This is a genomic window from Mucilaginibacter agri (assembly GCF_009928685.1).
GTDB lineage: Bacteria > Bacteroidota > Bacteroidia > Sphingobacteriales > Sphingobacteriaceae > Mucilaginibacter > Mucilaginibacter agri.
The window spans coordinates 149,002-164,448 of sequence record NZ_WWEO01000040.1 but is presented as its reverse complement, the minus strand read 5'-3'; the positions used below and the strand labels follow the sequence as shown (position 1 = coordinate 164,448).

At 42.0% G+C, this 15,447-nt stretch carries 13 protein-coding genes; 3 read left to right on the top strand and 10 right to left on the bottom strand.

Features of this window, described 5'->3' with window-relative positions:
• Positions 1 to 84 precede the first annotated feature (84 nt).
• Together GSY63_RS06580 and GSY63_RS06575 are read left to right on the top strand one after the other, a co-directional pair.
• Positions 85 to 1,005, top strand: a complete 921-nt coding sequence (locus GSY63_RS06580) for an alpha/beta fold hydrolase (protein WP_166584995.1) — start codon at positions 85 to 87, stop codon at positions 1,003 to 1,005.
• On the top strand, positions 1,005 to 1,670 hold the full coding sequence (locus GSY63_RS06575; RefSeq protein ID WP_166584994.1) for a hypothetical protein: 666 nt from the start codon (positions 1,005 to 1,007) through the stop codon (positions 1,668 to 1,670). Before GSY63_RS06580 ends, GSY63_RS06575 begins: the two co-directional genes overlap by 1 nt.
• A gap of 62 nt (positions 1,671 to 1,732) precedes the next feature.
• Here the strand turns inward: GSY63_RS06575 and ccsA are convergent, their stop codons facing one another.
• The 8 genes from ccsA to GSY63_RS06535 form a co-directional block, all read right to left on the bottom strand.
• Positions 1,733 to 4,222 carry a cytochrome c biogenesis protein CcsA gene (gene ccsA, locus GSY63_RS06570; RefSeq protein WP_166584993.1) on the bottom strand — a complete coding sequence of 830 codons (2,490 nt, stop codon included), beginning with the start codon at positions 4,220 to 4,222 and terminating at the stop codon, positions 1,733 to 1,735.
• Between the two features lie 5 nt (positions 4,223 to 4,227).
• Entirely contained in the window at positions 4,228 to 4,638 is a 411-nt protein-coding gene (locus GSY63_RS06565) for a cytochrome c maturation protein CcmE domain-containing protein (RefSeq protein ID WP_166584992.1), read from the bottom strand.
• Positions 4,639 to 4,824: 186 nt separating this feature from the next.
• On the bottom strand, positions 4,825 to 7,188 hold the full coding sequence (locus GSY63_RS06560) for an ABC transporter permease (protein WP_166584991.1): 2,364 nt from the start codon (positions 7,186 to 7,188) through the stop codon (positions 4,825 to 4,827).
• Positions 7,189 to 7,410: 222 nt separating this feature from the next.
• Complete coding sequence (locus GSY63_RS06555) at positions 7,411 to 8,844, bottom strand: Glu/Leu/Phe/Val family dehydrogenase (protein WP_166584990.1); 1,434 nt, start codon at positions 8,842 to 8,844, stop codon at positions 7,411 to 7,413.
• A gap of 46 nt (positions 8,845 to 8,890) precedes the next feature.
• Positions 8,891 to 9,100, bottom strand: coding sequence for a CcmD family protein (locus GSY63_RS06550; RefSeq protein ID WP_166584989.1), 210 nt, complete (start codon positions 9,098 to 9,100; stop codon positions 8,891 to 8,893).
• Between the two features lies 1 nt (position 9,101).
• The gene (locus tag GSY63_RS06545) at positions 9,102 to 9,815 is read right to left on the bottom strand and encodes a cytochrome c biogenesis protein (protein WP_262887343.1); all 714 of its coding nucleotides are present in this window, start codon (positions 9,813 to 9,815) and stop codon (positions 9,102 to 9,104) included.
• Positions 9,816 to 9,891: 76 nt separating this feature from the next.
• A complete protein-coding gene (locus tag GSY63_RS06540) occupies positions 9,892 to 11,082 on the bottom strand; it encodes a carboxypeptidase-like regulatory domain-containing protein (protein WP_166584987.1) in 1,191 nt (396 codons plus the stop codon).
• A 112-nt stretch (positions 11,083 to 11,194) separates the two neighbouring features.
• On the bottom strand, positions 11,195 to 11,878 hold the full coding sequence (locus GSY63_RS06535; RefSeq protein ID WP_166584986.1) for a heme exporter protein CcmB: 684 nt from the start codon (positions 11,876 to 11,878) through the stop codon (positions 11,195 to 11,197).
• Positions 11,879 to 12,003: 125 nt separating this feature from the next.
• Here GSY63_RS06535 and GSY63_RS06530 point away from each other — a divergent pair, with 125 nt between their 5' ends.
• Complete coding sequence (locus tag GSY63_RS06530) at positions 12,004 to 12,489, top strand: methylated-DNA--[protein]-cysteine S-methyltransferase (protein WP_166584985.1); 486 nt, start codon at positions 12,004 to 12,006, stop codon at positions 12,487 to 12,489.
• Here the strand turns inward: GSY63_RS06530 and GSY63_RS06525 are convergent.
• Both GSY63_RS06525 and GSY63_RS06520 read right to left on the bottom strand, forming a co-directional pair.
• Positions 12,486 to 14,423, bottom strand: a complete 1,938-nt coding sequence (locus GSY63_RS06525) for a hybrid sensor histidine kinase/response regulator (RefSeq protein WP_166584984.1) — start codon at positions 14,421 to 14,423, stop codon at positions 12,486 to 12,488. The genes GSY63_RS06530 and GSY63_RS06525 overlap by 4 nt on opposite strands.
• A 189-nt stretch (positions 14,424 to 14,612) precedes the next feature.
• Entirely contained in the window at positions 14,613 to 15,446 is an 834-nt protein-coding gene (locus GSY63_RS06520; RefSeq protein ID WP_166584983.1) for a CheR family methyltransferase, read from the bottom strand.
• Position 15,447: the final 1 nt, after the last annotated feature.

Below are 15,447 nucleotides of genomic sequence, written 5' to 3'. Positions count from 1 at the left end.
TTAAATATCAAAATTAGCTTTTAAAAAGTGCTATATTGAAAACGCAACCTAAAATTATATCGTCACAATTTAAATTTACATTACATGAAGATCTTTAAGGTAATTGCCGTTACTATCCTGTTTCTATTGATAACCGTTGGCATATTGATGGGGGGCCTATACTTTTTTAAGGATAAAGAGAAAAAGGAAATCACCGACACAGACCGCAAAAATGCTGGCGGCCAATATGTAAAACTCGGTCAGGGAATTACGCATTATCAAATAGCCGGACCGGATACTGGCAAAACCGTAATACTACTACACGGCTTCAGCGTCCCCTACTACATTTGGGATGGTACATTTGAATATCTGGTTGGCCAGGGCTTTAGGGTGATCCGTTACGATATGTATGGCCGAGGTTTTTCTGATCGCCCGTATATCACTTACAACAAGCAATTATATATGGATCAGCTTACTCAACTAATCTCCACCCTGCATTTACGTACGCCAATTAGCATAGCCGGTATTTCATTTGGCGGCGAGGTAAGTACTGACTTTACTTGCCTGCACCCCGAACTTGTTGACAAAGTGATATTGATAGACCCAGGCTATGCAAATAAAAGGCCGGTTGTTCCGCAGTTTGTGACTATATTTCAGGAAGCTATCACGGCAGATGATCGTGCCTTAGGCCAACTAAGCGATTTCAAATACCCTAAGCAATATCCTCAATGGGTAAGCCGATACAAACCCCAAATGCAGTATAAAAACTTTAGGTGGGCCATTGCTTCTACCGAGTACAATTACGCCTACAATGGCTTAGAAAGCAGCGCCTGCCTTAACAGCAAGAATAAACCCGTGCTATTAATCTGGGGTAAGGAGGATCACACCGTACCGTTTAAATATAGCGACTCGATAAGGAGTGTGCTAAAGGCTGATTTCTTCCCGGTTGATGATGCTGCCCATTTACCTTCTATTGAAAAAGCCGATTTGGTGAATGCGAAGATCGGGGCATTTTTGAAGCAGTGATGATTAGTATCATAAGCTTCATTTCACTGTTCTGCCATTTATGGCTGCAACAACCATCCCCTGTCAAACGCAAGCATTTATCTGAACCCACAAAACAACGGTTCGATCGCCAAAAAAGGCATAAAGACTATTATGATGATTGCGTTTTTACGAAGCAATATTCAATTCGGCAACGTTTAAAGAAATATCCATTTGTTAAAACATCCGTAGTAGTTGCTGTCTCTTATCACGCTGAAATGCCTGAGCCAAGCACATACGTTGATAACAATGGGAAAGTGACAAGTGTAGATTCTGCCTGGGTGCGACCATTGGCAGGCCTACATATTAAAAATGGCAAAATTGACACAAAAACCTTAACTGAATTTGTTGCTTTAAATAAACAGCAGATTGATGCTCTAACAAATATTATTTACAATACGGATTTCCGAATAAACAAAGATTTTAATATGATATCACAAGGTTCCTGTTTTGAACCGAGAAATGCATTAATTTTCTTGGATAAAAACGGAAACGCTTTTGACTATATTGAAATATGCTTTCAATGTAAGGATTCAAAGTCATTTTCACAAAAATTAAACATAGGCACACCGTGTACTCAGAAATACGATATTCTGAAAAAATACTTTATTAGGTTGGATATTAAAACCGGAACATTACAAAAATAAAGAAGCCCGATCAATTTAATTGATCGGGCTTCTTTATAAGATTTTTAAAACGAGTCCCCTCTTTAAGCTTTCTGCAATTTAGGCTTTGCCTGAGGTTTAGGGGCTTCAACTCTTGCCAGTTCCTTGTTTCTACGGAATATTGACATCAGGAAGCCGATAACCATAATAATAGTACCCGACCAGAAGAAGTTGATGTAAGGAAAATCTATAGCCTTCATTACAATATACGGTTTCTTGCTTTCTGGTTGTTGCAGCACCTGTATTTCTACTTTATTTTGTTCAGGGATAATTTTTGAGAAACGTAGTTTCAAACCCGCATCATCAACCTTTTTTGCAAAATCGAACGCGTTACCGTCTTTGATCATAAATATCGGTTCGGCTTTATAAGCGCTGCCATGTGAAGTAATCTCGAAAGCAGCGCCAACTGCCACGTCATTCGCCTTAAGTGCTATGTTTTCTACGTGGCTCTCTTTGTTAAGGCTCTTTAAAACCATAAAGCCTTCTCTAAAGCGTATCGTGTCACCAACAGCAACCTCATGGGCTACCGGTGGATCGTAGTTCTTATCATCATCCTCGGCGGTGTGATCAGCGTTTTCGTCCAGATCGCCTTTGATAGGCGCCATGGTAACATGCGTATATAAATCGTGGAAAAGGTAGTGTTTGGTATCAGGAGATGAAACCAAACCCATTTTGTTATTGGCTTGCGAGTTAGGCTTCAGCATAAACTCCTCGGTGATTTTGCCCGAAGCATCTATCTTTTTATAATCAACCTTAAAATAGTGGTTAGGAGAAGCCAGCGAATCGCCAACATATGTTACGGTATACCCGCCCATTTGGATAGGCTGGTTTTTGTAAAGCATAATATTTTCTTTCGGGTTCGAGGTTTTAGCAAACTCATCGCCATAGCCGATGCCGCTGTTATTTTGCGAAACCACACTGCTTGTACCAGCCGCGATAACTGCACCTATCAGTATCAATCCAAAACCAATATGCGCAACTGCCGAACCGGCCAGTTTAATCTTACCTTTAAAAACATCGGCCAATACTTTGGCGTTAGCCATAACAGTATAAATAGCGCCAATGGTTACCAGCGAGAATATAAAGTGCAACTTGTAAACACCTGTTGCATAAACCACCACACCGCCAATTAACGCCGAGCACGCCAGGTAAACCAGTGTTGTGATGAAGAAGCGGGTTGTATCTGTCTTTTTATATTTCAAAAACTGGGTAAAACCTGTAAGCAAAGTAATAACCACAGCAAACGAAGCTTGTATTACATTGTAGTGTTTAACCGGTTCAGTCGGTGGGGCAAGTTTGGTGCCGAAGATCCAGTTCCATACCGGAATAGATGTAACCAATACCAGGTGGAAGCAAGACAAGCCCAAGAAGATAGCACCCACAAACATCCAGAACTCGCGAGAGTAAGTTTCTTCGTCTTTTTTAGTGATAGGAAGCTCTTTCCAACGGGCAATAACCAATGCGGCTGCAAGGCCCAGGAAAATCAACACATCGATAACCAAATGCCATTTTAAACCGGCATCTGTAAACGAGTGAACAGAGGTTTCGCCCAAAATACCGCTACGGCTCAGAAAAGATGCGTATAGTACCAGCACGAAGCTGATCAATACTAAAAATGTAGCCGTGAAATAAGAGTGACCTGTATTTTTGTAAACCACCAATACGTGTACCGCGCCGATAAGCGTGATCCAAGGTAGCATCGAAGCATTTTCTACCGGGTCCCAAGCCCAGAAACCGCCAAAGTTAAGCGACTCATAAGCCCAGAAAGAACCCATTATAACGCCTGTACCTAAAATCATACAGCCAAACAGCGAGTAAGATAAGGCAGGCTGGATCCACTCTTTATATTTGCGTTCCCACAAACCGGCAATGGCATAAGCAAACGGAACCACCATTGATGCGAAGCCCAAGAACAACGTAGGTGGGTGGATAACCATCCAGTAGTTTTGCAATAATGGGTTTAAGCCGTTACCATCTTTAATGTAGGTAAGGTAATCCGGGCGACTGAATATCGGCCCTTCTATAGCCTGACGCAGTAAAATAAATGGTGAGCTGCCAATTCTGGTGCCCAATACTTCAACACCCAGCAGCATCGAAGCGATAAGCGTTTGGGCAAGGCCAACAACACTCATTACAGGGTTTTCCCAGCTCTTGGCTTTCCAGATCAGGATGTTTCCTAAAACTGCCTGCCAAAAGGCAAACAGCCAGAAACTCCCCTCCTGGCCTTCCCAGAAACAAGAAATGATATAGTAAACCGGCAACGTGCGCGATGAATGCGCCCATGCATAGTGATACTCGAAAAGATGATTAAAGATGATGTAAAAAAGGCAGGCTGCTATGCTAACTGTAGAAATACTGTTAACAAAAAAACCTATCCTGCCCAACCTTTGCCACGATTTATCGAGCTTGTTGGTGTTGGTAGTTGCAAAGAAGTAACTGATAGCCGATAAAAGCGCAGAACCAAATGCTAAAATAACAAAGAACTGGCCTAACTGGCCGGGTAAAAGGTGTTCGCCTTTAAAAGCTGTATCCATTCAAATTAAATATTAGCCGTTTTGGCTTTGGTTTCTGTGATCTCTACTTTATCCTGAGTGTATTTAGACGGACATTTCATCAAAATTTTAGAAGCATGGAACTCCTTACCTACCATCTGGCCGGTAAGTACAATTTGCTCCGAACGCTCAAAATCCTGCGGTTTAGTACCCGTAAAAACGATCTTGCACTCCTGACCTTTGTTGTCGGTCATGTAAAAAGAGAAGTAGTTGGCATCTTTATGCGCATCATAATACAGCTCTTTATCCTTAACCAAATGCCCTACAACCTGTAAAGAACTGGTGGTTTTGCTGGCATCGTTAAATGAACCATAAGTACTTGAGCTTGAATATGTGCTGATAATAACTGCAATAGCTACCGCAATTACTATAATGCCGATGATTGAACTTTTTTTCATGAATAATTAGTCTTCCCGAAAACTGAACTACAAAAATACAAAACGTGTAGCTAATAATGTTTATTACAACACATATATGTTATTTAGAATCATTCTTCGGAAAAGAGAATCAAGAATCGAGAGTCAGGAATCGAGACTTTGGGGATGAAATAGCCCGGTCGACTTTCAGCCGGCCGGGCTTGAATGCTATTCGGAACGTAGGCTTTTAACGGGGTTTATCAGCGCGGCCTTAATACTTTGATAACTTACAGTAACAAGCGTAATGAGTATTATAGCCACCCCTGCCGCAACAAACACCAAGGCGCTGATATGGATGCGATAGGCAAAACCAAGGAGCCAATTATGCATTAACCACCAGGATATCGGGAAGGCGAATAACAATGAAATAAGCACTAGTTTCAAGAACTCTTTAGATAACATCATAGTGATACCACTTACCGAAGCGCCAATTACCTTGCGGATACCAATCTCTTTCTGACGCCTTTGTGCGGTAAAGGCGGCTAATCCAAACAAGCCAAGACAAGAAATTAAGATTGCAAGACCAGAGAAATACCTGGATAAAGTAGCTACCCGCGTTTCGGCTTCATATTGCTTTTGATAGGCTTCATCTAAAAATCCATAAGTAAAAGGGAAGCCTATGTTATAGTTCTGATACAACTCTCCTATCCGTTCAATAGTTTCTTTTTGATCACCGGGCTTAATCCTCACCATAATTTTATACCATGGGTTGTTGCCTTGGTGCACTAATTGAACGTATGCAGGCTTAACAGTTTCATGTAGTGATTCGAAATGAAAATCCTTCACCACGCCGATAATTTGTTTCGGTTGACCGAAAAGCCTTACGTTTTTTCCGACAGGGTTTTGGAGGTGCATAGCAGCGACGCCCGCTTCATTAATGATAATTTTGTTATCCTCATCCCCATAGTTTTTGGAGAAGCTTCGTCCTGATGCCATTTTCATATTCATGGTTTCGATAAAATTAGGGCCACCGCCAAAACCTTCGAAATAAAGCTCTTTGTTACCTTTACCCTCCCAATCGAGGCCATTAGTAGCAAAGTTTCTGCCTACTACATTGTTTAACGTAAAGGTGGCGTTGACAACTCCTGGAATGGTTTTAAGTTGGTCTATAAATGTTTCTTCTGTACCCTGAAGCCTGCCTTCAGAATCAAAACGGATCACATTGTCTTTATTATAACCAGGGCTTGTAGATTGGATATATTGAACTTGCTGATAGATAATAAATACCGAGATAATCAATATCACCGACACCGTAAACTGAAACACCACTAATCCTTTGCGGGATAGCATAGCCGAAAACGAAGTATGCACCTTGTTTTTCAGCACAGTAAGCGGACTAAACTTAGACAAGTAAAGCGCCGGATAACTACCCGACAATACACCCGTGAACAAAGTAATGGCTATTAACGAAATAACTAATTGCAGATTAAAATGTAGGCTCAGATCCCGGCCGGTGATGAGGTTAAACTGAGGCAACAGGAAGAAAGCCATACCAATGGCCAGTATTACAGCGAATGTGGTGATTAGTAAAGCCTCGGTTAAAAACTGAATAACCAGTTGACTGCGCGCTGCCCCGACTACCTTACGTACACCCACTTCTTTCATGCGTCTTGAAGCCTTTGCTGTAGAAAGGTTCATGAAATTGATACAGGCGATAACTAAGATAAAAATGGCGATAAGCGAAAACAGCTTAACATACTCCACTTTGCTACCAACTTTAGCGCCATGGCTAAAGGTATTAAGCAAATAGTTATCCGAAAACTTCATGGCTATGGCAGTCCGGGTGCTGTCGTTGCTGTCTCGTTCACGAAATACGTTTTTAATCTTTTGATTAAATACGTGAATATCCGTTCCCTTTTGTAGCAGCACAAAATTGTGCGGGCCTGTATTATCCCAGGATTTAACCCAGGGTTGGGTATCTTTCAAATATTCGAAAGGCAGCACAAAGTCAAATTGTTGTGAGGAGTTGTATGGCGTCTTTTCGAATACACCTGATATAAAGAAATCGGTTTGATGTTGGAAATGGATTACTTTTCCAACCAAATTGTCGGTTGTATTGAAAAGCTTTTTTGCCAGCTCGTCGGATATAACAATGGAATTCTTATCGGCCAGTACTTTGTCTTTTAACCCTTCGAGCAGTTTAAAAGAAAAGATATTGAAATAATCTTTACCGGCATATTGCCCACTTGCTTTGATATTTTTATCGCCTGTAGAAAGGGTAAACTTCTGAAACCAATCTGGCGGGGCAACCGAAGCCTGATATTTAATCTCGGGCACTTTAAGGATCAACGTTTCGCCCAGCATTCCCGATGATTCGTCGGACAACATTTTGTCGGGGCCGCGTTGTTCCATAAGCTGGTACAACTGATCGTCATTGGCAAAAAACTTATCGAAGCTTAACTGATCACTTACCCACACGTAGATAAGCAAAGCGCAGGCAATACCCGTAGCCAAACCGGCCAGGTTAAGAAAACTAAACTGACGGTCTCTTAAAAAACCGCGCCAGGCAATTTTTAAGTTGTTCTTGATCATAATAAAGGCCTTTAATTGGAATCCACACCAAATAATGTAAATTTAATGCCAATTATATAACATACTAATAAACAATAATTTAAGTAACATAAAATTAAAATCTTGTATCAAAACCGAACAGCCGATTGTTCGGTTTCGAAAGGCACAAAAAAGCCGCTTTGAAAAATTCAAAGCGGCTGTCTTTATCTTGATTCTTGTCTCTCGATTCTTGATTCTAATTGATCACGGCCAAACACCTAAGTTTTGGTATGAAACAGCAATTTTGTTAATAGAACCAACCAGCGCAGCAGTACGCAGAGTATCTATTTTGCTGTTGTTCTTATAGGTCTCACGTATCTCGTGGTAAGAGCGAATCATGGTATCTTCTAAACCAGAGTTCACTAACTCCAATTCCGATGCACCTTTAATAATGGTAGTACGTTGAATCGGAGTTAAAGCTACTCCTGTAATACCTTCAACCATGTTAACCAGGTTAAGGTTAGAATTTTCCTCGAAACGACGGTTCATACGGCCAAATGCTACGTGCGAAAGATTTTTTAACCACTCGAAGTACGATACGGTAACACCACCGGCGTTAGCATACATATCCGGGATAATGATACCGCCAGCTTCGTAAAAAGCAGCCTCAGCTTCCGGACTAGTTGGGCCGTTAGCACCTTCTGCAATTATTTTGGTTTGTAAACGGCCAACGTTTTCGATGGTGATCTGGTTCTCTAAAGCGGCGGGCACCAGGATATCGCATGGTTGCTCCAAACCTTCGCCAGAGTTTTTAAACTCTTTAGCACCCGGGTAACCTAAAATAGATCCGGTTTCTTTGCGGTGATTAAACACGGCTTCAACATCTAAACCGCTTTCGTTATAAATGGCACCTTCGTATTCGCAAAGGCCAACAATAACGGCACCAAACTCAGATAAAAATTTAGCCGAGTAGAAACCTACGTTACCTAAACCTTGTACAATTACCCTTTTACCGGCAATACCAGCAGTAAGGCCAATTTTTTGCATATCCTCACCAACGCTTACGCACTCGCGGATAGCAATAGCAACGCCACGGCCGGTAGCTTCTCTTCTACCTGCAATACCGTGCAGCGCAATTGGTTTACCTGTAACGCAACCTAAAGCATCCAGCTGACCTGGGTTCATGGTAGCATAAGTATCAGCAATCCAACTCATTTCGCGTTCGCCCGATCCGTAATCCGGAGCAGGTACGTCGATGCTTGGGCCAATAAAGTTCTTTTTGATCAACTCTACGGTATAACGACGAGTGATATTTTCGAGCTCCTGTACGGTATAGTTTTTAGGGTTGATCTTGATACCACCTTTAGCACCACCAAATGGTACGTTTACGATAGCACACTTGTAAGTCATTAATGCAGCAAGTGCCATTACTTCGTCCTCATTAACCATTTCGCTATAGCGGATACCGCCTTTGGTTGGCGACTGGTGATGTGAGTGCTCTACACGCCAGGCATCAATTACCTCGAAACCATTTCCTTTGCGGATAGGGAAACGAAAGCGGTAAACGCTGTTGCATGATCTGATCTGATCTAACAGACCGGCATCGTGCTTGGTAAACTGGGCGGCATGATCGAAATTTTTACATACGTCTCCAAAAAAATGGGTGTCCCCGTATGCGACATTATTGTTAGTAGCCATAATTTAAATATTGAGTATAATATAATTGGATTAGTACAATTGAAAACTACTTATCGTTTTCAAGTTTTTTTAAACGTCTGTCAATGGCGAACAGATAGATGGCCAAACCTATAAATACGATAGCTATAGTGGCCACAACAACATATATCCGACCATTGCTACGCAGGGTGTCTGCCATCTCCACATCCCTACCCGATTGAGCAAATACCGGGATAAAACTGATAAGCAGAACGATGATCAGTGCAAGTTTCTTCATATTAATCAATTGCATTTTTTTTGTATTCAATTAAACTGATGCGGTAGCGGATTGATGCTATCCATACGCCCATAAAGCTCCAGGCTATAAAGGCCGGGTAAAGCACTACACGCATACGGTTATCCAGATCCAGCTTACCAAAGGCAGGGTTACCACCATTACCAGGGTGAAGCGAATCTGTCATCCTTGGCAGGATCATGATCAGCACGATCATTACCGGGAAGGCGAAGATGTTATAGATGGCCGAAATTTTGGCTCGTTTTTGTTCCTCGTCTATAGAGTTACGCAATACCAGGTAAGCGCAATAAAGCAAAAATGCTATTGCGGCGCTGTTTTGTTTAGGGTCGTTGCTCCAGTATTCGCCCCATGTATATTTGGCCCACATCATGCCGGTTACTAAGCCGATTACGAAGAAGAAAACGCCCGTATTAGCACATTCAACCGCAATAAGGTCATGCTCTGGCTTGCCGCTCATTAAGTATTTGATGCTGTAAACTACCGATATGGTAAAAACCGTAAACATAGCCATCCACATGGGCACGTGAAAGTATACATTGCGGATTGTTTCGTGCATTATCGGCAGTCGGGGTACGCCCAAAAGAAGGCCGGCGAAGAGTGTGTATAGGATGACAAGTACTGTGAGTACTTTCCACCAGGTTTGATAAATAAACTTCATTTGTTTTAAAAACGCAGCAAAGTTAAATAAATAACACAGTTTTATTATGCGTGCATAGAAGATTTACAATAGTATCATTGTTCTACGCCTAATGCTGTGTAAGTTTTAAAGAAAGTTAGTTTTTACTGTCACCCGGCACATAATCTACGGGCAGCAATTCGGCAACTTTAGCCAGCGACCAGGCACCTTCATGCAGTACACTATTAGGCGATATCACTACGCCGTTGCGGTCGAAAAGCGCATATTCATGGTAAAGGGTGATGATACTGGTCTCGAAGTTTTCCATATCCAGCGGGCGGTAAATATCTTTAAAATAAACTGTCTCCCTGCGTTTGGTGTAAACCACATAAAGGTATTTCGGGAAAGTTATGGCAAAGATATCCGGATTTTCAGTCCGGCGCACTACGTCTTCAATGTTTAACGGCTGGCGGATCAGTGTTTCGTTAAACTTATTCATGTTCTCCTGATCTATCCAGTAACGGGCGGAATCGCGGTTGGTATTAATAAACTTATCGATCTTTTGCGCAATAACATCTTCGGGGGCTCGGTAAGGATTAGGCTTACGCTGCAATACGCGAATTACAAAACCGTCCTTATCCATCGTGTTATTCAACAGCGACCTGAAAAAGTGCATGCTCGACCCGTAGTAAAGTTCTTCGCGGCGGGCAGCCCATTTCTTTTTCTGCTCGGCAGATCCTGTCATTTCCTGAAACAATACCTTGCCACTCCACGAGATAATGTGGTTTAAGTTATCACTCTTGAAATCCTTCAGTAGTATTTTAACCTTGTAGCCAAGGGCATAGTTATCGATATTCAGAAAGTCGTAAGAGTAACCTTCCAGATATTTCTTGGTTTTATGATTGAGGAGATTAAGATCGGTTGGATTTAGGATACGGCATTTTTTGGCATCGTCAGACACCCCTAAAAAGTCGCGTACAAAGTTTTCGTAATTACGCTTCCAGCTTCCTCCACTCGTTATCACTACTTCGCGAAGCTCCGTTACTTTGGGCACCATTTCGGCCTCTACCTTTACAGGGGTTGGCCCAACCAGTATGGTTTGCGTATAATCCTCATACCCTACTGTAGTTACTACCAATTCGTACTGCCCGGGGCGAACACCGTTCAGCGTAAACGTACCATCGTCGCCGGTAACAGTACCAAATGTAGCATTACTTAAAAATACGCTGGCTTTGGCTAAGGGCGCATGGCTGCTTTTAATGGTGACTTTGCCTGTAACAGTTCCGCTTTGTGCCTGGCAATTAACCACCAGAAATAAACCCACAAAAAGCAGCAGTATTGAACGCATATAATAACCGGAATTTACTACAAGTATACTTATTGAAAATGAAGTGTTGGTGAACCTTAACGTAACAATTACAAAAAATGTTATGCCACGTTTGCGCCTAAAGATTTAATAATCAATCCTGCCACAAATACGGAAACAATATCAACGATGTTCCGATAACGATTACGTTGATAGCGCACAGTATTCCCACATTTCCATAAGTAAGGCCGCGCTCCAGGCCATCCATCGCCACTTTGCTACTGCGGATCAATAGCAAAATAACCGGAATAACAACCGGAAAGCTTAAGATAGCCATCAGCGTACCACCATTACCCGCCTTAGCTGCTATAGCCGATATCATGGTAAATACAGTAGCAAAGCTGATGCTGCCCAATAGTACAATTACAAAGTAGTACAGAGCGTCGCCCAGTGTGTTGGTGAAAAACAGCATGTAAACCAGCAAAGCCAAGATACTAAGCAACGACATTAACAGGATGTTGTAGATGATCTTAGAAAGGATAATGGCCTGCGGACTGGCTATAGAATAGTAATACAGCAGGCGGCTCTTGCTCTCCTGCAAAAAGCTTTTCGACATGGCGTTAACCGCTGCAAACAGCATAATGATCCAGAACAGCACGTTCCACACTATGGGATAGCCTTTGCTTTCGGTAAATCCCGCGCTAAGGTTAAATGCTATATAACATACAAACACCGTTGATACGATGTACAGCAGCACCCCGTTAAACGCATATTTTGACCGCCACTCGAGCAGAATTTCTTTCTTTAGTAAATGCCTGGTTTGGCTGAGCAATGACATGGCGCAAAGATGCAGAAAAGAGAGACAAGAAGCCAGAAACAAGAAACAAGATATTTAACTACAAATTCCAGGTGAGCCTTGATTCCTGATTCCCGTCTGTTGATTCTCTTGCTTATCTTTACAAAATGTATGTAGCGCATTATCTTTCGCCTTTAGGAAACGTGCAGATCACGGCTGATGATGAGTATATTACCTCGGTATTGGTAGAGCCGGGAACTCCACTTGAGTCTACGGGTAATAACACGCTTTTGAATTCGGCAATTGAACAACTCGAAGAGTATTTTGCCGGCGAACGAACTGAATTTGAACTTCCGTTACAACAAGCAGGCACCCCCTTTCAACAGGAGGTTTGGCGGGAGCTGTTAACCATTGGTTATGGTAAAACCATGAGCTACGCGCAGCTATCCAAACAAATGAAAAATCCGTTGGCTATACGGGCAATTGCCTCAACCAACGGAAAAAATAAGTTATGGATTATTGTGCCCTGCCACCGTGTAATTGGCTCCGACGGCAGCCTCACGGGCTACGCCGGCGGGCTTTGGCGCAAGCAATGGTTACTGGAACACGAGGCCCAGGTTAGCGGGCAAGGCCAAACCCGGTTAGCTTTTTAAGCTTCTTCTGCTACCTTTAAAAACTTGCGCATTTTCTCATGCAGCTGATAAGGCTGGAAAGGCTTAGCCAAAACATCATTCATACCCGACGCCAATGCTGCCTCCTGCTCGTGATCAAATGATGCTGCAGAGAGTGATATGATCGGAATACTGCGTTTCGGTTCTTCTAATTTTGAGCGGATATATTTGGTAGCTGTGTAGCCATCCATTTCGGGCATGTGGGTATCCATCAATATCAGATCAAAATCGCCGACAATTAGTTTATCAATAGCTTTTTGGCCACTGTCTACCAATTCGATCTCAATTTTCCAATCCTTTAATATTTTCGAAAGCATAAACTGGTTCACCAGGTTATCTTCGGCTACCAGCACTTTCACATTGTTAAACGGTTGCAGATCTTTAATGCTTGTTTTGTTTTGCTTTACTTCGCTTGGTTTTGCAACCAGGCTATACCAATTAGTAAAGCTAAACACACTACCCTTTTGAGGCACACTGCTTACATCCAGTTCGCCGCCTTTAAGCTCAATCAGCTTTTTAACAATGGCAAGGCCTAAACCAGTGCCACCGTATTTGGCAGCAGTATCATCTTCAGCTTGTTCAAATGAGTCGAATATACGGTCGATACGATCTTGAGAAATACCTATCCCGCTATCCTCAACACTAAACTGAATTTTATACTTATCTAAATGGGTTTGGATCACCTTAACACTCAGCTTGACAAAACCACTTTCGGTAAACTTAATAGCGTTGCTTAGTAAGTTCATTAAGATCTGGTTCAATCGTAGCGAATCAACCATGATATAGTGCGGTACATCTGAGGCGATATCTAAAACAAACTCGATATTTTTCTCGTCTGCCTTGTATTTAAGCAGGTCGTAAACCGATTTGATAATGCCATGCACATCATGTGGCGCACGAACAATACTAAATTTGCCCGCCTCTATTTTAGATATATCGAGTACGTCATTAATAACGCCCAATAATGATTGCGAAGTGGTTTCCAGCAAGCTGATCATCCCCATTTGCTGATCGTTCATCTCCGTTTTGCGCAACATATCGCTTAAGCCGATGATGCCGTTTACTGGTGTGCGAAGCTCATGGCTCATGTTAGCCAAAAAGTTTTCTTTTACCTTACGGCCATACTCTGCTGCCTCTTTAGATTTGATCAGTTCAGACTGATAGTTCTTCTGATTTGTAATATCGCTGATATTAATAAACAGCGTTTGATTGCGATAACTTACGCGGCATTCAACCCAAACCAGGGCCTTTTCAGTAGTTTCAAACTTACACTCAAATGCGCCATACGCAGTACGATCGGCAATTACATTTACCAAATGCTCGCGGAATGAGGCACTCTCGGCTTCGGAAACCAGTGAGGTTATATTTTGGCCTACAAGCGAAGCCGGAACATGGCCGGTAATTTTCTCTACCGCCGGATTGATGGATTGAATTTTAAGCGTTTCGGCGTTAACCGTACAAATAATATCGGCAGAGTTTTTTACCACGATGGCGTAATTCTGCAACTCTTCATTTTTCCGTTTAAGGTCGGCCTGGCTGCGGGCCAGTTGTATAAATGAATCGACTTTGGCCGAGGTTATGTAAGGGTCTAATGGTTTAAACAGGTAATCAACAGCACCGGCACCAAGTCCTTTAACCGCATATTTGGTTTCTTTAGATATGGCAGTAACAAACAACACGAGAATGTCTCGCGTGCGCGGGTTAGACTTTAGCATTTCAACAAGCTCAAAGCCATCCATCTCAGGCATCTGGACATCCACCAGTGCAATAGATATCTGGTTGTCCCAGGCTAATTTAAGTGCTTCGTTCGGCGATGTGGTCGTAAACAATTGTATGTCATCCCGCTGAAGCAAAGCCTCGAGCGCAACAATATTTTCTTCACGATCGTCAACGATCAGTATGTTGATTAAAGACATTATTTATGTGATGGGGCGGAAACAAGTAATGGTGATAATTTTAGTTTAGTAAAGATATTAAATCTGTTACTGGCCAACTAACACAACTCCCTGATTTTTAAATATTTGTTTAATATATTCCTGTATGTACGATATTTTATCAATAATGGTTTCCAAAAATTGCGATTTTTTAAATTTAACGCATTTTCCTTAAACGCCAATTTTTTGATAAATATTTTCTTTTTTGTTAATAACCTTAAATTTTCGCTTAAAATTATCCGATCTGATCGTCTCTTTACTACCCAGGCATAAAAAACCCAGGGGACAAAGGCTTCGATAAAAAAGATCTAATATGCGCTCTTGCAACTCCTGCTCAAAGTAAATAAAAACATTACGGCAACTGATTAGCTGAAACTCATTAAACACCTGATCCGAGATCAGATTATGTAGCGAGAACAGCGTGTTTTGCTTCAGTTCTGTACGTACACTTGCTGCATCATACATCATCGTAAAATGATCTGTTATAGAACCTGGCAAATCTGTTGCCTGGTAGTTTGCAGCAAAACTCTTAATCTTTGGTAAAGTATATATGCCTTTACGGGCTGTATTCAACACGTCGGCATTAACGTCGGTACCGTAAATAAAGTATTTACTTTTTAAGCCGGCTGCATGCAGCAAAATAGCAAGCGAGTACACCTCCTCCCCTGTAGAGCAACCGGCACTCCATAATTTAATGTGCTGATACGACGATAGGTAAGGCAAAACATCGGTATAAATGGACTTATAAAACTGCGGATCGCGAAACATTTCTGTAACGTTCACCGTGATCTCCTTCAAAAAATCGTGGAAGAAGTCCTCGTCGTTCACCAATAGCCGTTTCAGGTCAACATAATCCAGCTTTTTAAGCTGCATTATACGCACCAACCTGCGTTTAAAAGACGCCTTTGAGTATTGTGAAAAATCAAACCCATGGATCTTTTTAACAACGTCTATCAGCTCGGCTATTTGAGCGGCAGTAATGGTATCCGGTAACTCCGTATTCATT

Coding starts and splice junctions, on each gene's coding strand:
- GSY63_RS06580 (WP_166584995.1), top strand. CDS start 85: ATGAAGATCTTTAAGGTAATTGCCGTTACTATCCTGTTTCTATTGATA.
- GSY63_RS06575 (WP_166584994.1), top strand. CDS start 1,005: ATGATTAGTATCATAAGCTTCATTTCACTGTTCTGCCATTTATGGCTG.
- ccsA (WP_166584993.1), bottom strand. CDS start 4,222: ATGGATACAGCTTTTAAAGGCGAACACCTTTTACCCGGCCAGTTAGGC.
- GSY63_RS06565 (WP_166584992.1), bottom strand. CDS start 4,638: ATGAAAAAAAGTTCAATCATCGGCATTATAGTAATTGCGGTAGCTATT.
- GSY63_RS06560 (WP_166584991.1), bottom strand. CDS start 7,188: ATGATCAAGAACAACTTAAAAATTGCCTGGCGCGGTTTTTTAAGAGAC.
- GSY63_RS06555 (WP_166584990.1), bottom strand. CDS start 8,844: ATGGCTACTAACAATAATGTCGCATACGGGGACACCCATTTTTTTGGA.
- GSY63_RS06550 (WP_166584989.1), bottom strand. CDS start 9,100: ATGAAGAAACTTGCACTGATCATCGTTCTGCTTATCAGTTTTATCCCG.
- GSY63_RS06540 (WP_166584987.1), bottom strand. CDS start 11,082: ATGCGTTCAATACTGCTGCTTTTTGTGGGTTTATTTCTGGTGGTTAAT.
- GSY63_RS06535 (WP_166584986.1), bottom strand. CDS start 11,878: ATGTCATTGCTCAGCCAAACCAGGCATTTACTAAAGAAAGAAATTCTG.
- GSY63_RS06530 (WP_166584985.1), top strand. CDS start 12,004: ATGTATGTAGCGCATTATCTTTCGCCTTTAGGAAACGTGCAGATCACG.
- GSY63_RS06525 (WP_166584984.1), bottom strand. CDS start 14,423: ATGTCTTTAATCAACATACTGATCGTTGACGATCGTGAAGAAAATATT.
- GSY63_RS06520 (WP_166584983.1), bottom strand. CDS start 15,446: ATGAATACGGAGTTACCGGATACCATTACTGCCGCTCAAATAGCCGAG.